Raw genomic sequence first — 26018 nt, 5'->3', positions numbered from 1 at the left:
TGACCGGACATAGTCCTCTTTTGAGAGACTGTGCCCGGTCAATTCATCTTAAGACAAGACTTTTGGTGAAGGAAAAGAATACTATTCCATTTTTATTATGTAAAAAGCCTTCTTCTCATGGAAGTCGGAAAGAGCGAGGCTTAAGGCATTTTGGCAAATAAAAGAAAGAAAGTCTGCATTTCTTTACTCCTCATCGTTTTTATTGCAATCATTTCTATGTTTATTCCCTACAAGCAAAGTCTTGTTTTCCTTCAAACGGAACAAAATGAAGTACTCTGTTATCTTCCGGTGGCACCGGGGGACAGATTTAAGATTAAATATCTGCATTCCATCCATCTGTCGGATGTTATTGAGAGCTATGAGGTAACGAAGCAGCAGGGGATTAGGCAATACGAATTGGAGTATGAGGATTTTGCCATAGGCATGCCCTCCGAGGCTGCCGAGGGGGAATCTTTTGTGAATGAAAACGGAAAATATTATATTAAAAATATGAGGCGGGATTTCCCATACTTTGATCTGAGAGTGGGGAAGGTAAGGGCAAATCACACCCTCATTTATAAAAATACTTCATTCCCGCTTGCACATGCGATTGAGCCAGGTACCCGGGTCAGAGTCCAAGTGAGGAAAATAAATATGATTCAGGAATTGAGAGGAGTGAACATTCTTGACGCAAAATGATGGTGTATTATCTCAGGAACAGCAGCAGGAATTGCTGGAAAAATTTGATCCCGAGGCCGCAACGAGAAAACTGAAAGGGATAATGGGCTGGATTGTTTTCTTTGGACTTCTTGCCTTCTCCTTGTTCCAGCTTTATACGGCAATATTTGGAGTGCTCACAGCACAGCTTCAGCGTTCAATCCACCTTGGGTTTGCGCTTGCTCTGATCTTTCTGTTGTTCCCTGCAAGGAAAAAGAATTTACGTCGCAATAAAGTGGCATGGTATGATATTCTGCTTGCTTTAATTGCAGTAGCTGTGGGAGCTTACTGGCCGTTGCTGGTTGACGAGCTTGTAAACAGGGTCGGCCGCTTAACAAGCATAGATTTTTATATCGGCCTTGCAGCAATCCTGCTCGTTCTTGAGGCAACGAGAAGGACAGTAGGATTGCCAATTACGATCATTGCAACGATTTTTATGATTTATGCTCTATATGGCCCATATATGCCAGGTTTCCTCGCGCATAGAGGACTTGATTTAGAGACACTTGTTCAGACAATGTTCTTTACAACAGAGGGGATTCTAGGAACGCCGCTGGGTGTTTCCTCCACCTTTATCTTCTTGTTCCTGCTTTTTGGAGCTTTCCTTGTCAAGACGGGGGTAGGGCAATACTTCAATGACCTCGCTGTTTCGATTGCCGGGAAGCGTACAGGCGGTCCGGCGAAAGTTGCGATTTTTTCCAGTGCGCTCCAAGGAACAATCAGCGGTAGCTCGGTTGCCAACGTTGTAACATCCGGGTCGTTCACGATCCCAATGATGAAGAAGCTTGGATACCGCAAAGAGTTTGCCGGAGCAGTCGAAGCAGCCGCTTCTACCGGCGGACAGCTAATGCCGCCGATTATGGGGGCTGCAGCTTTCCTGATGGTCGAATTCATTGGAGGCGGTATCACTTATTGGGATATTGCCAAAGCGGCCGCCATTCCTGCCTTGCTTTATTTTGCAGGGATTTGGATCATGACCCATTTTGAAGCGAAAAGGGTTGGTTTGCGAGGGTTAAAAGACGAAGAGATGCCGGATAGAAGAGAAGTCCTAAGCAAAATCTATCTCCTTTTACCTATCCTGATTGTTATTATTCTCATGACCACCGGGATGAGTGTTATGCGTGCGGCGTTATGGTCCATCCTGGCAACTGTAGTTGTAAGTGCTCTTAAGAAAGAAACTAGAATTGGGTTCAGGGATATGGTGGACGCGCTGGTAGATGGTGCCCGGACAGCACTGGGTGTTGCAGCCGCAACGGCAGCAGCCGGTATCATTGTCGGTGTTGTAACGAAAACCGGTCTTGGCCTGAAACTGGCAAATGGTCTTTTGGATCTTTCCGGAGGCTATCTCATTCCTACATTGATGCTAACAATGGTCGCAGCATTAATTCTGGGAATGGGCTCACCGACAACAGCAAACTATGTTATTACATCAACGATTGCTGCTCCTGCTATCATCCTGCTGGGAGTTCCTGATCTGCCTGCGCATTTGTTCGTGTTCTATTTCGGAATTATTGCGGACATCACACCTCCAGTGGCCCTGGCAGCATTCGCAGCGGCGGGTGTATCTGGCGGAGAACCAATAGGAACAGGGGTAAATGCAGCTAAGCTTGCAATCGCAGCCTTTATCATCCCTTACATGTTTGTACTTTCACCTGAATTGCTGATGATTGATACAACTTGGTACTATCTGATCTGGGTCATCTTTACAGCTATTTCCGGCATGATGGCAATTGGGGCAGGCATTATTGGCTACTGGTTAAGGAAGCTGGCCTGGTATGAAAGAATCCTCGGAATAGTTGGTGGTCTGCTGCTAATCTATCCAGAAGGTGTAACTGATATTGTTGGCTTAGTTATTTTCATATTGTTAATCGTTCTCCAGCTTGCAGGAAGAGGAAAAGGAACATCCAAAGCCCAGCCTGCAAACTAGGGTATAAAAGGGAAGTCCTGAAAAGGGCTTCTTTTTTTACCCTGATTTGCGCATCGAAAGCTTATCCGGGAATACGGACAGAATATTATCCAGATTAAAGAGGCGAGTTTGTCTGCGAAGAGTGCAGTAAGCCTTTAGCTTTCGGCCATGCAATTCAAATGGATGGACTTTTCGCTGGGTGATTTGATTTTTGGCGTCAAGATAGATCAGCAGGACAGGCTCTTTCTTCTCCATGGCTCTCATTAACACTCCATGCATGGGTTTCACTCCTTTGTTATGTTCGCTTATTATTTATATTATATCCAAACGTGTGTTCTTTATTCAATAAAATTGGAACGAATGTTCGGCTTTTTGATGTAGTAATTTTTAGAAACTAGGTAAATGAAAGGATATTAAAAAAAGATTTGATAAAGTGTTGACATTTAAAACAAAACATTATATATTTATATATGTCCTCAACAGAAAGGACATCCCAGTTATAACGATTCCGTAGCTCAGCTGGGAGAGCGCTACCTTGACAGGGTAGAGGTCGCTGGTTCGAGCCCAGTCGGAATCATCATTTAAAAAAGCCTTGGAAACCTTACATGATAAGGTTTTCGGGCTTTTTTTATTTTTTGACAAGGCAACCAAATTGTCCCTAAAAACATTGTTGGTGCCATTTTGGTGCCATAGCCTCTTTTAGTTTGATTTTGTTAAAAGAGCGTCAATTTGATGAGCAGCCTCTTCTTGCATATTAGGGAGAACGTGCGAGTAAATATCTAACGTTGTTTTGATATTACTATGTCTTGGGTGTTCAGAGATCACTTTCGCTTGTATGCCACTTGCTAGAGCATAGTGGTGTGTGTATGACGTAAATCATGGAACCTGGTCGGTTGAACGCCCGCTTCTTTGGTTAACCTTTGAAAAGTACGCTTCAGGTTCTCAGGATTAACAGGTGTTCCTTTTGAGGTACATATTACAAGATCATGATCTACATATTCAGGACCATAACTCAACTTCTCTTTTATAACTTGGGTTTTTTGTTTTTTAAGGACCAGAATCGTTTCATTAGAAAGCTTTGTGCTACGTACACTCGACTCGGTTTTAGCACCACTTAGAAAACTTTTTCCGTCTTTGCTGAGCGTTTGCCTGATAAGTAAAACTCCCTTATCAAGATCTACATCCTTCCAGCGTGACCCTAAAATCTCTCCCCGTCGCATTCCTGTAATAACTCTATTTGAAAAGCAGGATAAAGACGCACCTTAGTCGCTATCCTTAAATACTCCTCTATCGGGTTCATGAAGACCTTTTCTCTCTTACTCTAGTTTTGTTTTGGTCTTCATCGGGCTAATGAAGACCTTTTCTCTCTTGCTCTAGTTTCGTTTTGGTCTTCATCGAGCTAATGAAGACCTTTTTCCTCTTGCTCTAGTTTCGTTTTGGTCTTCATCGGGTTCATGAAGACCTTTTTCCTCTTGCTTTAGTGTAGTTTTGGTCTTCATCGGGTTCATGAAGACCTTTTCTCACTTTCTCTAGTGTAGTTTTGGTCTTCATCGGGGCTAATGAAGACCTTTTCTCTCTTGCTCTAGTTTCGTTTTGGTCTTCATCGGGCTAATGAAGACCTTTTTCCTCTTACTTTAGTGTAGTTTTGGTCTTCATTGGGTTCATGAAGACCTTTTCTCTCTCGCTCTAGTATCGTTTTGTTCTTCATCAGATTTCTTCTATCTTCCAAACGAACATTTCTTTCTTAGAATCCTTTGGTAAATGAATCTTTTTAATAGGATTAGTAGGGGGTAGCTCCATATAATTGGATTTTATAATTTAGTTAATATTTCCAGTTAATGTGAGATATCAGTTACTTTTTATTCTTAAGAGAGAGAACAACCCTAAAAATATCAATCTATTTTTTTGACCTGGATTAGCAGTGTTGTGTAATAAACCATCACTTTGAATTAGTCAGAGTAGATCGAGATAAAAGAAAGCGCATACAAATAATTTAACTAGAATAAATATTCAAAAAAATAGTTGTCAAACTATGTCGAGCGGACTATAATCAAATTATCTAATGTAATAAAAACTTACATACACGTGAGGGGTAATATAACATGACCGAAACTCTTATTTTAAATGGCACTGAAACCATTACTCTGGAACAAATCAAGGAGACCATCAAAGCAAAAAGTGTTGAGCTATTACATTTGCAATTTGTAGATCTTGAAGGAATTTTAAAGCATGTTACAGTTACGACTGAACAATTAGAGGATGTAGTCGAAGGGAAAATGATGTTTGATGGTTCTTCCATTAAAGGGTTTTCGCCTATTAACAAGTCCGACCTCTATCTCCAGCCGGATCTCTCCACATTTGCAGTTTTACCTTGGACACAAGAAGAAGGGTATGCGGAGGCAAGATTCCTTTGCTCAGTAAAAAATCCTGACGGAACTCTTTTTGAAGGAGATACACGGAATGTACTAAAGAAAACAATGGACCGTGCAGCGGATAAAGGTTTTACGATATCAGTAGGACCTGAGCTGGAGTTCTTCCTGTTTAAAACGGATGAGAAAGGATATGCTACTCAGGAAATCAGTGACCGGGCAGGTTATTTTGAGCCATCCCCACATGATCTTGGGGAACGCGTCCGCCTCGAAATCTACCGTGCCTTAAAAGCAATGGGCTTTACGATTGAAGCATCACATCATGAAGTAGCGGAAGGACAGCATGAAATTAACTTTAAGTATGCAGATGCACTGACAGCAGCGGACCTGTCCACCACATATAAATGGGTCGTGAAGACTGTTGCGCAAAAATTTGGATTGCATGCTACATTTATGCCAAAGCCTGTATTTGGAATCAATGGTTCGGGCATGCACGTGAATATGTCCTTTTTTGAAGGAAGTGAAAATGCATTCTTTGATCCTTCAGACGAGCTGCAGTTATCTGAAAAGGCGTATCAATTTATTGCAGGTGTACTGAAAAACGTGCAGAGTTTTGCGGCTGTAACAAACCCGCTGGTAAACTCCTACAAACGTTTAGTTCCTGGCTACGAGGCGCCATGCTATCTTGCGTGGTCTGCTTCAAACCGTTCGGCCCTTATTCGCATACCGGCTAAAAAAGGTCTTGCAACACGTGTAGAATTACGTTGTCCGGATCCATCATCCAACCCTTACTTAACATTTGCCGTAATTGCTGAAGCCGGCTTGGACGGAATTGAAAAAGGACTTGAAGCACCAGCTCCAATTAATGAAGATATCTTCCATATGACTGATGAAAGAAGAGCTGAACTTGGAATTGAAAACCTGCCAGGCAGCTTAAAAGAGGCAATCAGGGAATTAGAATTGAGTGAATTTGCTTACAAGGCATTGGGTGACCATGTTTATAATGAATATGTTTCCATGAAGAAAGCAGAATGGGATAGTTATAGAACGGCTGTTCACTCTTGGGAAATAGAAAACTACCAGTCTAAATTTTAATAGAAAATCTGCCTGGTAAAGGGCTGATACTAACAATTAGAACGAATCAAGGCCTGTATAGTAACTACTATGCAGGTTTTTTATTATGTAAAGGGCCTGTATGCACTATTTTAGGAAAATGGGTGGAATGGAAGAAGTTGAACCACCAAGAATAGGGAAAGTGCCATTAACACAAATAAATACAAGCATTTTTAGGAGATAGGAAAAAACAATAGCAGGACGATTCCCTCAAAAGATTCTTTTATAAGAATAATATAGCTGTTCGCGTGCCAGGCACTAGATTACGGAATTAGAAATGATACAATTGAAAGTAGTTACGGAAGGACAGGACTTCTTTCCTTAAATGTGCGCTATTTTGATATATTTACTCATTAAACGAACTCTCCCTGGGATCGGATTGTGTGCTCAATATGAGAGAGGCACTTAAGTTGAAGGGGGATACTTATGATTTGAAAATTAGCGAGGTGAATATAATGGGAAATGTTTTTTTTAGAAATTTCGCGGAAGCAGCTCAAGATTTGCTGGAAATTGTTAATATCGCTCTTCCCGGCAAGACCGTTTACTTAGCCAAAAAAATAAATGATGCTTACTCCATTGAAAAGGTACTGGATAATGATACAGGAGTTAGAATTAAGGAAGGCGCCATTTATTCTGCTGAAAACTCCTACTGACAACATCTTTTTTTAAGTGGTCGTGAACCACTTCTTATTGAAGATGCAAGAAAGAATCCAATTACTTGTGATTTACCCATTACATATGAAGCTAACATTGGTTCTTATTTGGGCGTGCCTATTTTCTACAGCAGTGGCGTGTTCTTCGGCACACTGTGCGCTGTTGATTCCCGAACATCAAATTTCCATCAGGATAATATTAAAACATTGTCCCGCTTATCAAAATTTTTTACCTATGTGTTAGAACTTGAAAAGCAAGTAAACCTAGACTCCCTAACAGGATTATACAACCGTCATTACTTATACAGCCTTTTTGAGGAGGTGCTTACTCCCGACAACTCAAGCAAAGGGACGATCATGTTTCTTGATTTAGACGGGTTTAAGGGAGTAAATGATAAATATGGCCACGAGATGGGTGATATTGTTCTAAAAGAAGTGGCGAACCGTATTAACAAATGCCTCACCGAGAAAGACATTGGAGTGAGATTAGGAGGAGATGAATTTATTCTCCTTTTTCCAGAAATGGCTGATGTGATTGAGATGGAACAAAAAGCAAATGAAATACTGCATGCAATGTCCAACTGGACAATCTTCAAACACAAACTAACGCTGTCCGCGAGCATAGGCATCACTATTTATCCTGATGACAGCAAGCAGATAAGAACCCTGTTGAAATATGCCGATACCGCCATGTACAAAGCGAAAGAACGGGGGAAAAATAATTTTCAGTTCTTTTAATGATTAGAACAAAAATCAGGCTGCCATCAAAGGCAGCTTTCTTACTTTACGGCCGAACAGGGACTTCCTGCATAAACGATAGGCGTTTTGTTGCACAAGTTAGGGGAATCCCCGTAAACTATTTTTTAGTTGATTATTCTGTCCTTAGGTGGAAAGGGTTGATCTATGATATAGAACAATATTCTTTGACTTTCAGAACCAGGGACTTAGGACTGAAGGGTTTGGGAAGATACTCATTTGCCCCCAGTTTTATGCCCCGCTCTATGTCTTCCGGGCTGCATTGTGCCGACAGCATGATGACTGGAGTATTTTTTGCTTTTCTAATTTCCTCGAGTACCCTGTAACCATCCATGCCAGGAAGGAACACATCTAAAATAATCAAATCATAGTTGTTGCTTAACGCTTTTTCAACACCTCCATTTCCCGTATCGGCGACATCCACATGATACGTTTCCCGCTCTAAAAACATTCGTATTAAGTCACTGAGAATATATTCATCTTCCACAATTAAAATCTTCAAAACAATAACCCTCCAATTTACGTTGCTATACTTATTCTACATTTAATTGAGGAACTCCTATTAGAAATAAGATAAACACCGTCAGCTTTTATGGTAAAAGCACGTGTTTCCTTACGGCTTTTGGTTTAGAAGATTAGTAGTGAAATTTTTATATGATTTTTGTGTTAATTATTCAGGTGTTATTAAACTGATAATTTCGTTATTATCAAATTACGAAGTAAGGAGGAGGTCCAAATGAAAACGGTTACCAGGATGTCGGGCCAGTCAGGCTTAGAAGGAGAGCTTTCAGATTCATTGGCCGTAGAGCCGAAGAGGAAAAAGGCTGGGTTTTGGAAGGTTTTTAAGCAGCAAAAGTATTTATACATGATGTCGATTCCTTTTGTTCTTTTGGTTATTATTTTTAATTATTTGCCCTTATGGGGCTGGAGCATGGCGTTTCAGAGTTATAAGCCGGGCATTCCATTTTGGGAGCAGGAATGGGTTGGATTCCAGCACTTTATCCAACTATTCTCGGACGAACGTTTCTATTTAGTGCTTCGCAATACTCTAGCGATGAGCCTGATGAGCCTGGCGATTGGATTTGTTTTTCCGATTTTGTTTGCGGTCTTATTAAATGAGGTTCGGCTGTCTATTTTTAAAAGAACGGTGCAAACGATTACATATCTTCCCCACTTTGTATCCTGGGTGGTGGTTGCTGGAATCGTTACGAAAATGCTGTCCATTGACGGCGGAATCATCAATGAGCTGCTAATCGGCTTGGGGATTGTCGACAAGCCTGTTCAGTTTATGGCAAAGGGAGAATATTTTTGGTCAATCGTTGTCGTGTCTGACCTATGGAAGGAAATGGGCTGGAACGCCATTATCTTTCTGGCAGCCATAGCGGGAATTGACCCGCAGCTCTATGAAGCTGCGAAGGTTGATGGTGCAGGAAGATGGAGGAGGATCTGGCATGTTACATTGCCGGGAATCCGTCCAACCATACTGGTTCTGCTGATCCTCTCCATTGGTCATCTGACAAGCATAGGGTTCGAAAAGCAGTTCTTGCTTGGAAACTCACTCGTAGTAGATTATTCGGAGGTCCTTGATCTGTATGCATTAAATTATGGGATTGGCCTTGGCCGGTTCTCTTACGGAACAGCCATTGGCATCTTTAACTCGGTTGTCAGCATCATTCTATTATTTCTGGCAAACGGCATTTTCAAACGGTTTGGAAATCAAAGTGTTATGTAAAGGGGGGAGCAGGATTGTTCAAAACGTTTAGCAGACAAAAGCAATATGACACGATGTTTGATATCGGAAACTACCTTTTTCTGACAATTATTATGATTGTTACTCTCTATCCATTTTTAAATGTGCTGGCCATTTCGCTGAACCAGTCCCTGGATACAGTGCGGGGCGGAATTTATATTTGGCCAAGGCAATTTACGTTCGAAAACTATCTTGAAATTTTTAAGTACGATGATTTGATTACAGGTTTCGTGAACTCGGCATCGCGGACCGTTATTGGAACCATCCTTGGGGTACTTTCCTCAGCAATGGTTGCGTTCACCTTGAGCCGGGCGGACTTTCAGGGAAGAAAGGCAATATCCACGATTATCGTCCTGACCATGTATTTCTCTGGAGGACTGATTCCTGGCTATATGCTAATTAGAGACTTGGGCATGATTAACACGTTTTGGGTTTACTTGATTCCTGGGATGGTGAATGCCTTTAATATCATCATTGTCCGGTCGTTCATGGACGGGCTGCCTTATTCCCTGCAGGAATCAGCGAAAATCGATGGAGCAAATGATTTTACCATCTTCTGGAGAATCATCCTGCCCCTTTGTAAGCCGGTCCTTGCGACAGTTGCCTTGTTTGTGGCAGTCGGCCATTGGAATTCCTGGTTTGATACGTATTTATACAATAGCCAGAATCCTGCACTAACCACTTTGCAGTACGAGCTGATGAAGATTCTTCAAAACACGTCAATGGGAAGTGTCAATGCAAATGACATGAGGGGAATGACCCAGGATCAGGCTTCGCAATTTGTGTCACCAGAATCTATCAAGATGGCGATTACCGTAGTGACGGTAGTCCCTATCCTGGCTGTCTACCCTTTTGTCCAAAAGTATTTTGTTCAAGGGATGACCATTGGAGCTGTAAAAAGCTGACGGCAATTTGCCTGAGGCATGTTTTATAGATTAAAAAGAACTTTAATCAGGGGGTAAGTATGAAAAAACGCATTGGGAAAGTCACTTTTTTGATGGTCTTAAGCCTTATGCTGGTCCTCGCGGGCTGCAGCAGCAAAACTTCCAATGAAGAGGGAGGAAAGAAAAATAAAGAGGGACTCACTGAGCTCACCTTGTTCAGTGCCGACCCGCATCCGCAATGGGATGATATGAACAGCCCTGTGGGAAAAGTGGTAAAGGAAAAGACCGGGGTTACGGTGAATCCTGAGTTCGATGTGAACGGCGGAACTCAAAAAATTGCTTTAATGGTGGCAAGCGGCGAGTATCCGGATTTAATTTGGCCAAAGGGTGGGGCAGGGACCCTGGTCGAAGCAGGGGCACTCATTGACCTCACCGATTTGATTGAAGAACATGCACCAAACCTTAAGAAAATTTATGGCGAATATATGAGCCGCCTGAAATGGAGCAAGGACGACGAGTCGATTTATATTTTGCCTACAAGTCCCGTTGATACCCAGTATTTGACTCCAAGCCACGGAGTAGGGCTTCAGAATGATGTCGTAAAGGCCCTTGGCTACCCAAAAATCGAAACACTCAAGGATTTTGAAAATGCGATAAAGGAATATAAAGAAAAGAATCCAACCATTAATGGTCAGCCGACCCTTGGATTATCTCTGCTGGCGGATGACTGGCGGATCATGATTTCGACAACCAATCCAGCCTTCTGGTCAACAGGTGCTTCTGATGACGGGGAATATTATGTTGACCCTGAAACCCATGAAGCCATCATGCATTATAAGCGTCCGGAAGAAAAAGAGTATTTCCGCTGGCTGAATCATATGAATGATATCGGCTTGCTCGACCCAGAGAGCTTTGTCCAAAAGTACGATCAATATCTTGCAAAGCTTTCCTCTGGCCGGGTACTTGGAATTATTGATGATGAGTGGCAATTTGCCGAGGCACAGCGTTCCATGAAGGAGCAGGGCATGCATGAAAGAATGTATGGCTTGTATCCTGCAACTCTTGAAAAGGGAATGAAGCATGCTAACTTCCAGGATGCAGGCTACCTCGCCGGATGGGGAATCGGAATTACAAAGGATGCTGAAGACCCGGTCGCGGCAATTAAATTCCTTGACTACCTGGCATCCGAGGAGGGACAAATCCTCCAAAACTGGGGAATTGAGGGCGAGCATTACGACCTTGTTGATGGCAAACGCGTCATTCCAGAGGAAGAAATGAAGGTTCGGAACACAGATGCAAATTATGTGAAGAAAACAGGAATTGGTGTATTGAAAGGATTTGCCCCATCGTATGGAGATGGTGTCAAGGATGCAACGGGCCAAACATACACCATCGCGTCCGAAGATCAAATTAAGGAAGCATATACGGATGTAGAGAAAGAAGTCTTGAAGAATTACGGTGTCGAGATGTGGAAGGATCTTTATCCAACGAAGGATGAATTCCCTGTAAAACCGTGGGGAGTTGCTTTTAATATCCAGGTTCCGAATGATTCGGAGCTTGCACTGATTGAGCAAAAGGCTATGGATATCGTTAAAAAGAGAATTCCGGATGCGATATTGGCGGACCCGGGTGAGTTTGACAAAATCTATGATACCTTCTTGAAAGAGCTCGATAAAGCAGGTGTTGAAAAAGCAGAGAAAGAACGCACGAAGCTAATTCAGGAGAGAGTCAAGCTTTGGGAAAAATAGAAATTTCCATAAAGAGACCCAGTGTTTTCGGGTCTCTTTTATCAGGATTTAAAAAAGGAGAGGTGGACTAAGAATGAAATTTACAGATGGAAACTGGCTGGTTCGAGAAGGGTTTGACTTTATTTCATGTGTCCAATTTTTTAGAGCATATAAAACAGGTGAAGGGTTGAAGATCTTGGTGGCTCCAAAGGATCTTTCCGACAGGGCCTTCCAGCTGGATACGGCATTGCTGACGATTGAATTTACTTCTCCTCGTGAAGATGCCATCAGAGTCAAAGCTTATCATCATAAAGGGACAAAGAAACGAGGACCTGAATTTCAGTTAAATGAAGAAAAAATTTCAGCAGATGTAACGGAAACGGACGAGGAGATTATCTTTACTAGCGGAAAGACCTCCGCCAAGATCAGTAAAAAGGGCCCTTGGGGAATTGAATATTTCTATGATGGAAAGAAAATAACGGGCAGCAACACCAAAGCAATCTCCCACATAACCGATGCAGATAAAAATACATATATGCGGGAGGAGCTTAATCTAGGAGTGGGCGAGTACGTTTATGGTCTTGGCGAGCGTTTTACCTCCTTTATAAAAAACGGGCAGACTGTCGACATATGGAATCGGGATGGCGGAACCAGTTCTGAGCAGGCTTATAAAAATATCCCCTTTTATTTATCGAACAAGGGGTATGGAGTTTTTGTCAATCATCCGGAGAATGTATCCTTTGAGGTGGCATCTGAAAAGGTATCAAAGGTACAGTTCAGTGTAAAGGGAGAATCTCTGGAATACGTAATCATTGGCGGGGCGTCCTTAAAAGAAGTGGTGGGCACCTATACAGATCTTACTGGAAAGCCTGCCCTGCCGCCCGCCTGGTCTTTCGGGCTATGGCTGTCCACATCCTTTACAACCAATTATGATGAACAGACGGTATCTGGCTTTGTGGAAGGGATGCGGGAGCGGGATATTCCTTTATCAGTCTTCCATTATGACTGTTTTTGGATGGACGCCCTAAAATGGACAGACTTTGAATGGGATCAAAAAATGTTCCCGGACCCTGCAGGCATGCTGCAAAGGCTGAAGGAAAACGGACTGAAAATTTGCGTGTGGATCAATCCGTATATTGCCCAGGAGTCAGGATTATTTGACGAGGCGGCCGAAAAGGGTTATCTGCTAAAAAAAGCCAATGGGGATGTCTGGCAATGGGATAAATGGCAGCCGGGAATGGGAGTAGTCGATTTTACAAACCCTGCCGCGTGCGAATGGTATGCAGGGCATTTGGAGCGGCTCGTCGATATGGGAGTCGATGCCTTCAAGACTGACTTTGGCGAAAGGATCCCGACTGATGTGGTCTATCATGACGGATCGGATCCTTATAAAATGCATAACTATTACACTTTCCTTTATAACAAGCTTGTATATGATGTCTTAAAAGAAAAGCTGGGGGAAGGGGAAGCAACCTTGTTTGCCCGATCTGCAACGGCTGGAGGACAACAGTTCCCAGTCCATTGGGGCGGCGACTGTGATGCGACCTATGAATCCATGGCAGAAAGCATACGGGGAGGTTTATCTCTGGGCTTGAGCGGATTTGGTTTCTGGAGCCACGATATCGGAGGGTTTGAAAGCACGGCACCTGCCGATCTGTTCAAACGCTGGGTCGCCTTCGGACTTTTATCCAGCCATAGCAGGCTGCACGGCAGCAAATCCTACCGGGTGCCGTGGGCATATGACGAAGAAGCAGTAGATGTGACCAGATTTTTTACCAGACTGAAATGCAGGCTGATGCCATATCTATTTGAAAGTGCCAACCAATCGGCTGCAGAAGGGCTGCCGATGATGAGAGCGATGGTCCTGGAGTTTCCCGATGACCCAGCTGCAGAAACGCTGGACAGACAGTATATGCTAGGAGACTCCTTGCTTGTGGCCCCGATCTTTAATGAGGAAGGAAAGAGCTCCTTTTACCTGCCGCAGGGCAAATGGACACATTTATTGTCTAATGACCAGGTAGAAGGCGGCACCTGGAGAGAGGAACATCATGATTATTTAAGCCTGCCTCTCTATGTAAGGCCAAATACGCTCCTGGCCCTGGGCGAAGTTGAAACAAAGCCGGACTATAATTATGGAGACGGTGTGGAGCTCCATTTATTCGGGCTTGAGGAAGGAAAAACGGCTACGGTGAAAATCCGAAATATAAATTCCGAGGTTGAGCTACAAGCCACAGCTGTACGAACGGACGGCAAGATTCAAGTGTCAGCCCAGTCTTCAGCTGAAAAGCCTTGGACATTGGTACTGCGAGGGATATCCGAAATTTCCGGAGTAGATAATGGAACAAGCGAATTATCTCCGCTTGGAGTAAAGGTAACGACCGAAAGAGGCTCACAGACATTCAGCATCCTTTTATAAAAAATATGAGACTGCAATTGTGACTAGAATGAGGTGATGCAGGCCATCATCTCATTCTAATGAAAGCTGGCTGTGGGGTTTATAGGTTATCACTTGGATATATGCGAACCCAAGAACCTATTCTTGAATGCGACCGAAACCCCAGTAGATGCAGAGGACTCGTTGCAAAATAGGTATTCTTGGACCAGTGCTAGCTGGGATAAACGGAGGGATAGAAATGGCAATTATACAATTTCCTAATGGAATAAAGTGGGGCAGTGCGACTGCTGCCTATCAGGTTGAAGGAGCTGCTTTTGAAGATGGGCGCGGCCCTTCAATATGGGATACCTTTTCGCATACACCTGGAAAAGTGAAGGACGGGGATAACGGTGACATAGCGTGTGACAGCTATCACCGCTATGAAGAAGATATTGAACTTATGAAAGAATTGGGAATTACGATGTACCGCTTTTCTGTTTCATGGCCGCGGATCTATCCAGAGGGAACAGGAGAAATCAACCAGCCGGGATTGGCTTTTTACCACCGTTTTGTCGATAAATTGCTTGAAAACGGCATTGAGCCTATGTGTACGCTCTACCATTGGGACCTTCATCAGGCACTACAGGATAAAGGTGGATGGGCAAATCGGGACACAATTGGTGCATTCGTTACCTATGCAGAAACGATGTTTAATGAGTTTAATGGGAAAATCAAGCATTGGCTTACTCTTAACGAGCCATGGTGTGTGTCATTTCTGTCCAACCATATGGGAGTCCATGCCCCGGGCAATCAGGATTTGCAGCTTGCAACCACTATTTCCCATCATTTATTGGTGGCACACGGGAAAGCCGTCCAAAAGTTCCGGGAACTGGAGGTGCAAGGGCAAATTGGATTTGCGCCCAACACCACCTGGCTTGAGCCGTTCAGCAGCAGACAGCAGGACATCGATGCATGCCGGAGGGAAGTAGGCCAGCAGATTGAATGGTTTATGGATCCTGTCTTTAAAGGTGAATATCCGCAGTTCATGCTGGATTGGTTTAACAAGAAAGGTGTGGGACTGCAGCTTGAAGAGGGAGATCTGGAGGCTATCCGGCAGCCTGTCGATTTCCTTGGGATTAACTATTATACCGGCAATCTTGCACGCTATAAAGAGGATAGTGGTTTATTTGATACAGAGCATATTGAAACGGGAGTAGAACGCACAGATATAGGCTGGCCCGTCTATCCCGATGGATTTTATAAGGTCTTAACCTATATTGCCGGGAGGTATGGTGACATCCCGATTTATATTACCGAAAATGGTGCCTGCTACAATGACGAGCCTGCAGATGGACGGGTGAAGGATGACCGGCGGATCAGCTATCTTCAGCACCATTTGGCGGCATTAAGCAGGGCGATCGAATCAGGTGTCAACATTAAAGGATATTTCCTCTGGTCACTGATGGACAACTTTGAGTGGGCGGAAGGATACAGCAAGCGGTTTGGGATTATCCATGTCGATTATCGGACACTGGTACGTACGAAAAAAGACAGCTACTACTGGTACAAAAAAGTTATTGCTAACAACTGGCTGGAAGTTTAAGCACTATTTTGCTGGAATCAAAAGCCCCTTCATAAGAGAAGGGGCTTTTTCGCTATTGATCAGTTTGCGAGTTTTGAAGCTCAACCACTTTACTGAACACTTTATAGTATCCAAAGAAGGAAAGAGCGGCAATTGAGGAACCACTGAAAAAGGGCAGTAAAAAAGTGGCAGAAGTAAAGCTGAAATACAGGATGATTATGCTGATTAAAGCGATGCCAAAAGAGAAAAAGGGATTGGCAATTGTTAATATCAAGCTATTTTTCATACTCTGGAACAGCTTTGTTTCGGTATGTACCGTATCTGCAAAAAAGTACAGCATGATCAGGAAAAGCCAGACTAAAAGAAATAAAAATAGATAGCCTGCAAGAGGCAAAGTGCTTTTAAGATAATAATAGTCCGCAGTCAAAATCACTCCAGCCAAGGTAAAGACAAGCCCGCCAGCCATGCTGCGCTTGTAATTTTCCTTATAGGCGGCCCAATAATGGCGGAACAAAGGGACATCTTCCTTCATGATCCACTTCCGGACAACCCCGAACATAGCCGTAGTGGCAGGAAAGGAGATGAAGGGAGCGAGGATTGCGAGGGTTGCCATTGTCATAATGAATTGAGGCTCTTCTCTTATAAAAAATAGAGAGAGTGTCAGATAGGCGACCGGCAAATTAAAAACAACCCACACCAGATTTGTAATTGCCAGCTTCATGATCCACTCTAAAACGGGATTGATTTTTTCAAATAACTGATTCAAGGCTTGTTCAACTCCAAATAAAGATAGAAGAGAGCGTTCTCATCTTGATTGCTTCTTTATTATAACACAGCCTGGAGGGGAAAAATCAGCTGCCTTTGCTGCTGAAGGTAAAATAAACGGTAAATTGGTGTTCTTTTATGATTATCACTAAAATACCGCGGAAATTTACTCTAATAATGAGGGTATTTATTTAGGGAAAATCAATGATAGATTAAAGATAACGGTTACAATATCCTAAACAGGAAACTGCTCAGAGCATACATATTGATTATTATCCTGCAAGTCCTGTTTGCAGCCGTTTGCGAAAATTGGGTGAAGTCTTCTTGATATCATATAGAATGAGGGTGAAAGCTTGGTATATAATAAGGAAACAACTCAGGTCAGACAGGAAACATATCCATTTCAGGATGCTGCACTTCCACTTGAAACGAGAGTAAATGATCTGGTTTCACGGTTTACTCTTGATGAAAAGATTGATTTAATGTGTCAATATCAGCCGGCGATTTCCCGGCTTGGAATCAGGGCACACAAACAGGGAACAGAAGCCGCTCACGGCATGGCATGGCTCGGTGAAGCGACTTCCTTTCCACAGCCTATTGGGCTTGGCTGTACGTGGAATAAAGAGCTGATGAAGGAAATCGGTGATGTAATCGGAACCGAGGCAAGGGCTTTCTATAAAAGAAACCCCGAAGTCAATGGGTTAACACTATGGGCGCCTACCGTCGACATGGAAAGGGACCCTCGCTGGGGACGAACCGAGGAAGCGTATGGGGAGGACCCTCATCTTACAGGGAAACTGGCAGCACAGCTCGTAAAAGGGATTCAGGGCGATCACCCTTTTTACTTCAAAGCAGTTGCTACGCTCAAGCACTTCCTGGCGAATAATAATGAAGTGGACCGTGGGAGCTGTTCCGCTAGCATCAGTCCCCGGAATATGCATGAATATTATTTGAAAGCGTTTGAACTGCCTGTTAAAGAAGGCGGGGCCTATTCAATGATGACGGCCTACAACTCGGTCAATGGGATTCCTGCCCTGTTCCACCCATATGTAAAAGAAATTGTGAAAGAACAATGGGGAATGAACGGTTTCGTTGTCAGTGACGCTGGTGATTTGCTGGGGGTTGTCAACGATCACAAATATTACAGCTCCCATGCTGAATCTGCCGCACGTGCCATCCGGAATGGAATTGACAGCATTACCGATGATGCGGAGATTTCAACAAAGGCAATCTCGGAAGCGCTTAAACAGGGATTGCTGTCCGAAAATGATCTGGACCACGCTCTCAGGAATGCGTTCAGGGTCCGCTTCCGTCTAGGGGAATTTGATCCAGAAGAGCTGAATCCTTTTGCCGCAATTCCTGAATCAGTTATTTGTGGTGATAAGCACCGCGAACTGTCTTTACGAAGTGCGAGAGAGTCTATTGTTCTCTTAAAAAATGAAAAGGGGACCCTTCCCCTTGATAAAAACAAGCTCAAGAAGGTGGCAGTCATTGGTCCTTTGGCCAATATTGTTTACCGAGACTGGTATTCTGGAACATTGCCTTATAAAATCACTCCTTTAGAGGGCATACAGGAAAAGCTTCAAAACAGCCAGGTAAGCTTCCATAGTGGGCAGGATAGGGTGGTTTTAAAATCAGACAGCCAATATATCGGATTTGCTGCAGGTTCAGAAAACAGGCTGGCAGCAAATCAATCCTCAAAGCAAGATGCAGAAATCTTTGAGCTAACGGACTGGGGCTGGGGCAATCTAACGTTTAGGTCCGAAAAAAACGGAAAATATCTTTCAAATGCCGATGATACCTATGTCTCCGCCAGTGCCGACGAGGTTTACGGCTGGTTTGTGAAGGAAGCCTTCCATCTTGGCCCAAATGATGATGGGGAGGAGAAGTTAACAACCTGGAACCATCAAGGTGTCGCAGCAAGAGAAAATGGCATACTTCAAGTTTTGGACTCCAATAAGGCAGACAATGACAGCGGGACCTGTTTGAGAAAAGAAGTACTGAGCAACGGTCTTGCTGAGGCAGTTAAAGCTGCGAAGGAATCGGAAGCAGCGATTGTATTTGTGGGAAACAATCCACTGATAAACGGGAAAGAGGAAATCGACAGGGAAGATATCACACTTGCTGCATCCCAGGAATTGTTAATACAGGAGGTTTACCAGGCAAATCCAAATACGGTCGTCGTCGTAGTCGGAAGCTATCCATTTGCACTGAACTGGGTGGATGAACATATTCCGGCCGTCCTTTACACTTCCCACGCAGGGCAGGAAATTGGGAAGGCAATCAGTGATGTGCTTTTCGGTGACTATAACCCGGCAGGCCGTTTAAACATGACTTGGTATAAGTCGATTGATCAGCTGCCAGATCTGCTGGACTATGACATTATTAAAGGAAAGCGGACTTATCAGTATTTTGACGGGGAGCCTCTGTATCCTTTTGGGCATGGCTTATCCTATTCATCTTTCAGCTGCCGCAAGTACCAGTCATGGACGAGGGAAGTGTGCCAAAACGATGAAATTCGTATGAGCATAGAGGTAACAAATGACAGTTCCATCCCGGGAGATGAGGTTTTGCAGCTTTATGTCCGTGCATTGGATTCTAGTATCCCCAGGCCGGTGAAGCAGCTTGCAGGCTTTGAACGGGTCCACTTAAGAGCCGGGGAATCAAGAGTAATAGAATTTACACTCCCTGCATCGGAACTCGCTGTCTGGGACGTGTCGCAGAACCGGTTTGTGGTGGAGTCCGGAGAGTATGAACTGATGGCGGGGGAATCCTCTGCTTCCATCAAGGTGAGTGAAACCATCAGGGTCAAGGGTGAAACAATCCCAGCACGCAATTTATATCAAATGACCTCCGCTGATTCCTTTAATGACTACAGCTCAGTGATTTTAGAGGAAAGCGAAGAAGGCGGTGCCTGTGTACAATCAACCGAAGCAGGAGCCTGGATTCAATTCTCTGATGTCAGTCTCCAAAAAGGCGCACATTTCTTTGAAGCCCGTACTGCAACCGATTCTGCAGAGGGCGGAGTGGTTGAAATCCGGCTGAACAGTCCGGCTGGCCGGCTTATCGGCGAGCTGCCAATGCAAGACACAGGAGGCCTCCAATCCTGGAGTACAGGAACCTGTGCCATCCAGCTTGAGGAATCAGTAGACCGCCAGAATGTGTACCTTGTCTTCAAAGGCCGAAACCGAATTACTAAATTTCGTTTTATTGCATAATTCCTGGTCTCAATACCGGTGTTTATAAAAGGCTCCTATTTCCGGCATAAAGTTTGGCTATTGTGGGAGCCAGCCAAACCAATAAAGATAGGTGGTGAGTGGATGTGACAAATGATAATCCCTGGAAGCTGTGGTACAGCAAGCCTGCGTCGATGTGGGAGGAGGCATTGCCCATTGGGAATGGAAGGCTTGGCGGGATGGTGTTTGGGGGAACCCATAACGAAAGAATCCAGTTAAATGAAGATACGCTTTGGTCGGGTATCCCTGGTGATAAAGCAAACCTTCAGGCATTCCCGCATTTGCAGCAGGCAAGGAAGCTGGTTTTTGATGGCGATTACAGCAAGGCCGAGGAGCTGATCGAGAACGAAATGGCCGGTGAGGACTGCGAGGCTTACCAGCCGTTAGGGGATTTGGTGATTCAGCACCATTTTTCAGATTCAGATTACATTCATCAATACAGGAGAGAGCTTGATCTGGAGACAGGAATTTCTCTTTGTGAATTCATGGCGGGAAGTACGAAATATAAGAGGGAAACCTTTATAAGTGCCCCGCATCAAGTACTTGCTGTTCAGCTTCAGTCAAATGGACAGCCCCTCCATATTAGTGCCCACCTGGACTCAAAGCTGAGGCATGGAGTTCAAGAGTGCAGCAATAAATTAATCCTTAGAGGACAAAGCCCGTTTTCGGTCAAAGTTCCCAATGAGGTCCTGTATGAAGAAACAGCCGGCCTCCAATTTGAAATTCATCTTCAGGCATTCCCGAACACTGGCAGTGTCACGGTGTCCAATAAAATGCTCGAAATAAAAAATGCTGATTCGGTCCTGCTTTTGCTTACAGCTAAAACGACGTTTAAAAAATTTGATGAACTGCCGGAACCCGTTTTGGATACAGTGGCTCAACAGTGCGGACAATGGCTCTGTAAAGCCTCGATTCTTCCTTATGAAAACTTGCGGGAACAGCATGTGAAGGATCACTCCGGGCTGTTCGGGCGAGTCGATCTTCATTTAGGTGATTCAGGCAGAGGGCACTTGCCAACTGATGAACGGCTGAGCCGTTATAAGCTGGACAAAAGGGATTCAGGGCTGGAAGCATTGTATTTCCAGTACGGAAGATATTTATTGATCTCCAGTTCCAGGAAGGGCAGCCAGCCTGCCAATTTACAGGGGATTTGGAATCCGCATGTACAGCCCCCCTGGAATTCTGATTATACAACCAATATTAATGTTCAGATGAACTACTGGCCAGCGGAGGTATGCCAGCTGGAGGAATGCCATGAGCCGCTGTTCCAGATGCTAGAAGAACTGAGCAAGACGGGAGCAAGGACGGCGGCTGTTCTTTATGGTGCCAAAGGCTGGGCGGTTCACCACAATGTGGATTTGTGGCGAATGTCCACTCCTTCGTCCGGACAGGCGTCATGGGCATTCTGGCCGCTGGGGGGAGCCTGGCTGTGCAGCCATTTATGGGAACATTATTCCTTTAATCAGGATGTTCAGTTTTTAAAAGAAAAGGCGTACCCGCTTATGAAAGGGGCGGCTCAATTTTGCCTTGACTGGCTGGTGGAAGGACCTGAGGGGTATCTGGTTACGAATCCGTCAACTTCGCCGGAGAACAAGTTTGTGGCGCCGGATGGCAAGCCCTGCAGTATCTCAATGGCTTCAACAATGGATATGACCCTGATACGAGAGCTATTTCAGAACTGCCTGAAGGCGAGCAAAATTTTGGGTATTGATGAAAGCTTCCACAGTATGCTGGAGGCTTCTCTCAAACGGTTATACCCATTTAAGATAAATGATAAAGGCTGCCTGCAGGAATGGTTTCAGGACTTTCCGGAGCATGAGCCGGGACACCGGCATGTCTCCCATTTGTATGGGCTGTATCCTGGAAATCAAATCAATTTAAAGGAGACGCCTGGACTTGCGGAGGCTGCCAGGAAATCATTAGAACGAAGGCTTGAATATGGCGGGGGCCATACGGGCTGGAGCTGCGCCTGGCTGATCAATTTATTTGCCCGGCTGCAGGACGGTGAACGGGCTTACTCTTTCATTCAGACACTGCTGGCTCGTTCAACCCATCCAAACTTGCTTGATGATCACCCTCCCTTTCAAATTGATGGAAATTTTGGCGGGACCGCCGGGATTGCGGAGATGCTCGTACAAAGTCATGATGAGGGAATCGAACTTCTTCCTGCCATGCCAGGCAGCTGGCCTGAAGGCTATGTAAAAGGACTTAAAGCCAGGGGGAGTTTTCTCGTCACAATCGAGTGGACCGGAGGCCAATTGAAAGAGGCGCAAATATCCGCTGTAAAAGCGGGCTGGTGTGAAGTTCACTGTGGCAATGCCGTATTATCAATCAAAAAAAATAATGGTATGGTGTATGATGGCTGCCAGCCCTTTTATATGGAAAAAGATGAAAGTGTAACAGTGACCCTTGCATCCCTTAAAGCGGACTATTCAAGGTGAATCCGTTACTAGATTGTCATGGTGAGTTCCAGTCGGAGGCCGGTGCAAAGGGTTGTATGAAAAATAAAATAAGACAGCAAGGATTGATTTTAGCAGGGCGACGATAACTTTCCAATCCAACCAGGAGGGGAGCTTCCGCCCATTGGACTGTAACAGTTTGGTGATTATGCTGTTTAAGAGAGGAATAAAAGGCCTGAAAAGCTCTTCAGGTCTTTTATTCTATCATTCTCCGTTGCTTGAAGATGGTGTATAATTTCTATTAATTGGAATCACAGAAAATAATTAACTTCTTGGTGGCGGTGAACTTGTTGAAATCTCTCGGGAATAAATTCAATGACATGCAAATTCGTTCAAAGCTGGTATTTGCTTTTATTATATCGTGCATTATCCCGGTTTTGATTGTTGGCGTCATACTTACCCATGAACTGCGCACGACTGCTCTGAACGAGGCTGTTGAGGAATCGGCAGCTAATGTTGACAGAGTGAAAAAGCGTACAGCGGAAACACTTGAAACCGCTATTTATATTGCAAATAACCTTACGCTTAATCAACAATTAAAAACCACCGTCAAAAACGACTACCGTTCCCTGAGGGAGGTTGTTTGGGCCTATAGGGAATTTGACGAGTTTGGCTATTATCTTGATACGTACGAGGAAATATCGAACATCCGCCTATATGTAACAAACCCGAAGATGATCAACAACTGGGAGTTTATTCCGGCCACGCGGGAAATCAGAAATTCATTTTGGTATAAATCAGCTGAGAAGGCTAATGGACTATTTGGCTGGTATTACATGGCTGATGAAACGAAAGGCAATCGTAAATATTTAAGCCTTGTCCGTAAAATTTATAAAACTGATTCCATCCTCGCAATCAATATCAACAGTGATAACTTAAATACAATACTCGCCCAGGAGCAGTCACCCATCATGATTGTGGATGACAACAACTTTGTAGTTGTTTCCAACCGGTCCGGTTTTATTGGCAGAAAACTTGAAGACATTGTCAGGACAAAAGAGGCTGGAGTGCATTCCAAAGATACTTTTACAGGTACCGTTAATGGAGAGAAAGCGGAAATTGTTGTCGACTTGCTCTTGCCGGACATGAGCCAGAATCAATTGAAATTTGTAGCTGTCATTCCCAGTTCAGTGGTCATGAAAGAGGCAAACCGCTTTGTTCTGCTAGGATTGGCGGTAGTTGCTGCCAGTTTTGTAATCGCTATCATACTGATATTCTTCTTTTCTCAGCTCGTCTCCAGACGCATTGTCAGATTAAGCCGGCAGATCGACAAGGTGGCAGATGGGAATCTCGATGCCAACGTTACAGTGGAAGGAGCCGATGAAATTGGGCTGCTCTCATGGCAGCTCGATCACATGGTAAAGAATATCAAGGATCTTATTGCTGAAGTAGAGAAGATGCACCGTGAAAAGAACATAATGGAGAAACGGCAGCAGGAAATCAAACTTAAAATGATGGCAAGCCAAATAAATCCGCATTTTTTATTTAATGCGCTCGAATCCATCCGGATGAAGGCACATTTAAAAGGGGAAAAAGAAATCTCCGGTGCTGTGAAGCAACTAGGCAAACTGATGAGAAAAAGCATCGAAGTGACAGGTGAAATGATTCCGTTGCGGCATGAACTTGAGATGGTGCGTGCGTATCTGGAGATACAGAAGTTCCGCTATGAGGACCGTCTGGATTATGAAGTGATCACAGGCTCGAATGCCGAGAATGTCCTGATCCATCCGCTCATCATTCAGCCCTTAGTAGAAAATGCTGTTATCCATGGGCTGGAGGATAAAGAAAGAGGCGGAAGGGTTGCCATTGAAGTTAAAACCAGCGACGACGTACTACATGTGAGCGTCCGGGATAACGGCGTAGGGATCAGCAAAGAAAAGCTTCGTTCGATACAGGATGCATTAAACGATATCCAGGATAATGCAGCAAACAGGATTGGTTTGTTGAATGTCCATCAACGTTTAATTTTAACATTTGGTGCTGGGAGCGGACTCGTTATCGAAAGTATACAAGGAAAAGGTACAGCTATTTCATTCACGATACCATTGGGGAGGAATGAATTTGTATAATGTATTGATTGTTGACGATGAACCGGTTATCCGGGAAGGGCTGAAAAGCTTGATTCCGTGGGAGGATTATGGTTTCCGGGTAATAGATACTGCATCGGATGGACGGACAGCTTTCGAAAAGTATAAAAAGTACACAATAGACCTGATGATTGTTGATATCCGGATGCCAGGAATGGATGGACTCACGCTAATCCAGCAAATCAGAAGCCAGGACTCCGATATACATTTTATCATTCTGAGCGGCTACGCAGATTTTGAATACGCCCAAAAAGCAATTACCGCCAATGTGGCGGGCTATCTTTTGAAACCGGTTGATGAAGATGAACTTGCCGGCTATTTGGAGAATCTAAGGAAAAGGATTGACCAGAGAACAGCCGCGAGCCAGTTTCAGGGTGAAGATGACAAGCAAAAGGAAGAGACCTTTCTTTTGAAAATCCTTGAGGATCCTGCGTTCATCAGGGATCCTGCCTTTCAGGATGAAGCATCCCAGCTACAGTTCGATTGGAAACTGTATCGCCTGCTGCTGATGGACATCTCGACGAAACAAAGTTTGAGTGACAGCCAGTTCACCGAAATAAAAAAAATCACAGCCTCTGCACTCGAGTCACAAAAGGCAGTGGTTTTTAGCTACAAACGCCAGATTGGCATTCTGCTGAATGAGAGATTAGGAGATGAAGAAAGCCGGCGGCGATTGAGCAATATACTGGAGGATGCGGTTTCAAAGCATAAGATCATCTGCAGTCTCAGCGACGTGTTTACAGATATAGCGGGGATAGGAGAAGCTTATAAAAATGTGAAATACCTGCTGGATCATCAATTTTTTTATCCTCCCCAGCCCATGCTTTTAAAGGAGACGGCGCCCCTCTTCAGCAAGAGGGATGATGAAGTACAGGAAGATGGGAAGGAATTTCCTGTACACCTGTTTACTGAGAAAGTTTACTATGCAATCGACCTGGTAAACGAGGAAGGGGTAAAAGATGTTTTAAAAGATGCAGCCCGGACAATGGTCACATTAAATTTTTCCGAGGAGCGAATTAAAAAGAATTTTATGAAGCTTTTCACCATGGTACTGAGCAAGTGTTCATCCATGAAACCGGAAATGCAGCCTATTATCACGGATTTAATGAGCCAGATTGCCGAGATCGAACAAAAAAACAATCTTCATCAACTGATTGGGTTATTGGATTCATCTTTTCAAAAGCTTATTGAAAATTTGGATTCAGGAGATCAGACCATCCAGATCAAAAAATTGGTGGACTTTATCCACCGGAATTATCAGGAGCATCTAAAGCTTGAATCATTAGCTGGCCTTTTCAACTATAATAGCGCCTATTTAGGTAAACTTTTTAAAAACCATACCGGGGAATACTTTAATACGTACCTCGACCAAGTACGGATAGAAAATGCAAAACATTTACTATCAAGCGGCCTGAAGGTTTATCAGGTGGCAGAGCGTGTCGGATATACAAATGTTGACTATTTTCATAATAAGTTTAAAAAATATGTGGGCTTATCGCCAAGCGTGTACAGGAAAACCAAGAGGAAGTAAGGTATTTTCTGAGGAACGCACTTTTGCACATTAAAAAAATGCTCCATGTGAAACGTGAGACCATGTGAGAATATTAGAATAACTGGTTACTAAGCTATAATTCTTTGCCTTGAAGAATTTATGGCTTTTT

18 protein-coding genes, 1 tRNA gene and 1 pseudogene are annotated in these 26018 nt (G+C 44.0%); 16 read left to right on the top strand and 4 right to left on the bottom strand.

All coding sequences use genetic code 11. The features are described from left to right. The first annotated feature begins 150 nt into the window (after positions 1-150). Entirely contained in the window at positions 151-678 is a 528-nt protein-coding gene (locus EV146_RS00605) for a DUF1850 domain-containing protein (protein WP_241993765.1), read from the top strand. Continuing rightward, a complete protein-coding gene (locus EV146_RS00600; protein WP_132000767.1) occupies positions 665-2623 on the top strand; it encodes a TRAP transporter permease in 1959 nt (652 codons plus the stop codon). Before EV146_RS00605 ends, EV146_RS00600 begins: the two co-directional genes overlap by 14 nt. Positions 2624-2659: 36 nt before the next feature. Here the strand turns inward: EV146_RS00600 and EV146_RS00595 are convergent, their stop codons facing one another. Next, positions 2660-2881: a WYL domain-containing protein gene (locus EV146_RS00595; protein WP_132000765.1), complete on the bottom strand. Its 222-nt coding sequence runs from the start codon at positions 2879-2881 to the stop codon at positions 2660-2662. Positions 2882-3106: 225 nt separating this feature from the next. Here EV146_RS00595 and EV146_RS00590 point away from each other — a divergent pair. Further along, positions 3107-3179 (top strand) — tRNA-Val (locus EV146_RS00590). A 268-nt stretch (positions 3180-3447) separates the two neighbouring features. On the opposite strand, the gene EV146_RS00585 is transcribed toward EV146_RS00590, so the two are convergent. After that, complete coding sequence (locus tag EV146_RS00585) at positions 3448-3822, bottom strand: tyrosine-type recombinase/integrase (RefSeq protein ID WP_241993764.1); 375 nt, start codon at positions 3820-3822, stop codon at positions 3448-3450. An 882-nt stretch (positions 3823-4704) separates the two neighbouring features. Here EV146_RS00585 and glnA point away from each other — a divergent pair. The 4 genes and pseudogenes from glnA to EV146_RS00570 all read left to right on the top strand — a co-directional run bounded on the left by glnA (position 4705) and on the right by EV146_RS00570 (position 7475). Beyond that, positions 4705-6066, top strand: a complete 1362-nt coding sequence (gene glnA / locus EV146_RS00580) for a type I glutamate--ammonia ligase (RefSeq protein WP_132000763.1) — start codon at positions 4705-4707, stop codon at positions 6064-6066. A gap of 473 nt (positions 6067-6539) precedes the next feature. Beyond that, positions 6540-6737: a hypothetical protein gene (locus EV146_RS00575; RefSeq protein WP_132000761.1), complete on the top strand. Its 198-nt coding sequence runs from the start codon at positions 6540-6542 to the stop codon at positions 6735-6737. Between the two features lie 33 nt (positions 6738-6770). After that, positions 6771-6953, top strand: a pseudogene (locus tag EV146_RS28350) (GAF domain-containing protein); the annotation flags it as partial. 21 nt (positions 6954-6974) lie between these two features. Next, positions 6975-7475, top strand: a complete 501-nt coding sequence (locus EV146_RS00570; RefSeq protein WP_158286956.1) for a GGDEF domain-containing protein — start codon at positions 6975-6977, stop codon at positions 7473-7475. A 163-nt stretch (positions 7476-7638) separates the two neighbouring features. Here the strand turns inward: EV146_RS00570 and EV146_RS00565 are convergent, their stop codons facing one another. Then, the gene (locus EV146_RS00565) at positions 7639-7995 is read right to left on the bottom strand and encodes a response regulator transcription factor (RefSeq protein ID WP_132000757.1); all 357 of its coding nucleotides are present in this window, start codon (positions 7993-7995) and stop codon (positions 7639-7641) included. Positions 7996-8229: 234 nt separating this feature from the next. On the opposite strand from EV146_RS00565, the gene EV146_RS00560 reads away from it, so the two are divergent. From EV146_RS00560 to EV146_RS00540, 5 genes are all read left to right on the top strand, one after another. Further along, positions 8230-9225 (top strand): ABC transporter permease, encoded by a 996-nt coding sequence (locus EV146_RS00560; RefSeq protein WP_132000755.1) that lies wholly within the window; start codon positions 8230-8232, stop codon positions 9223-9225. Positions 9226-9278: 53 nt separating this feature from the next. Further along, positions 9279-10148: a carbohydrate ABC transporter permease gene (locus EV146_RS00555; protein ID WP_132001437.1), complete on the top strand. Its 870-nt coding sequence runs from the start codon at positions 9279-9281 to the stop codon at positions 10146-10148. Positions 10149-10207: 59 nt separating this feature from the next. Beyond that, positions 10208-11875: an ABC transporter substrate-binding protein gene (locus tag EV146_RS00550; protein WP_132000753.1), complete on the top strand. Its 1668-nt coding sequence runs from the start codon at positions 10208-10210 to the stop codon at positions 11873-11875. Positions 11876-11948: 73 nt separating this feature from the next. Further along, complete coding sequence (yicI, locus tag EV146_RS00545; protein WP_132000751.1) at positions 11949-14270, top strand: alpha-xylosidase; 2322 nt, start codon at positions 11949-11951, stop codon at positions 14268-14270. Between the two features lie 217 nt (positions 14271-14487). Then, positions 14488-15831 (top strand): GH1 family beta-glucosidase, encoded by a 1344-nt coding sequence (locus EV146_RS00540; RefSeq protein ID WP_132000749.1) that lies wholly within the window; start codon positions 14488-14490, stop codon positions 15829-15831. A gap of 52 nt (positions 15832-15883) precedes the next feature. Here the strand turns inward: EV146_RS00540 and EV146_RS00535 are convergent, their stop codons facing one another. Then, a complete protein-coding gene (locus EV146_RS00535; RefSeq protein WP_132000747.1) occupies positions 15884-16576 on the bottom strand; it encodes a YesL family protein in 693 nt (230 codons plus the stop codon). Positions 16577-16928: 352 nt separating this feature from the next. On the opposite strand from EV146_RS00535, the gene EV146_RS00530 reads away from it, so the two are divergent. The 4 genes from EV146_RS00530 (at position 16929) to EV146_RS00515 (ending at position 25888) form a co-directional block, all read left to right on the top strand. After that, positions 16929-19793, top strand: a complete 2865-nt coding sequence (locus EV146_RS00530; RefSeq protein WP_241993763.1) for a glycoside hydrolase family 3 protein — start codon at positions 16929-16931, stop codon at positions 19791-19793. 104 nt (positions 19794-19897) lie between these two features. Then, complete coding sequence (locus EV146_RS00525; protein ID WP_132000745.1) at positions 19898-22252, top strand: glycoside hydrolase family 95 protein; 2355 nt, start codon at positions 19898-19900, stop codon at positions 22250-22252. 338 nt (positions 22253-22590) lie between these two features. Then, positions 22591-24339: a sensor histidine kinase gene (locus tag EV146_RS00520; RefSeq protein WP_199232646.1), complete on the top strand. Its 1749-nt coding sequence runs from the start codon at positions 22591-22593 to the stop codon at positions 24337-24339. Then, positions 24332-25888: a response regulator transcription factor gene (locus EV146_RS00515; RefSeq protein WP_158286955.1), complete on the top strand. Its 1557-nt coding sequence runs from the start codon at positions 24332-24334 to the stop codon at positions 25886-25888. Before EV146_RS00520 ends, EV146_RS00515 begins: the two co-directional genes overlap by 8 nt. Positions 25889-26018 lie beyond the last annotated feature (130 nt).

The organism is Mesobacillus foraminis (genome assembly GCF_004340465.1).
GTDB classification, from domain to species: domain Bacteria; phylum Bacillota; class Bacilli; order Bacillales; family Cytobacillaceae; genus Mesobacillus_B; species Mesobacillus_B foraminis.
The sequence above is the reverse complement of the archived record's forward strand: the minus strand, read 5'-3'. Positions and strand labels throughout refer to the sequence as shown.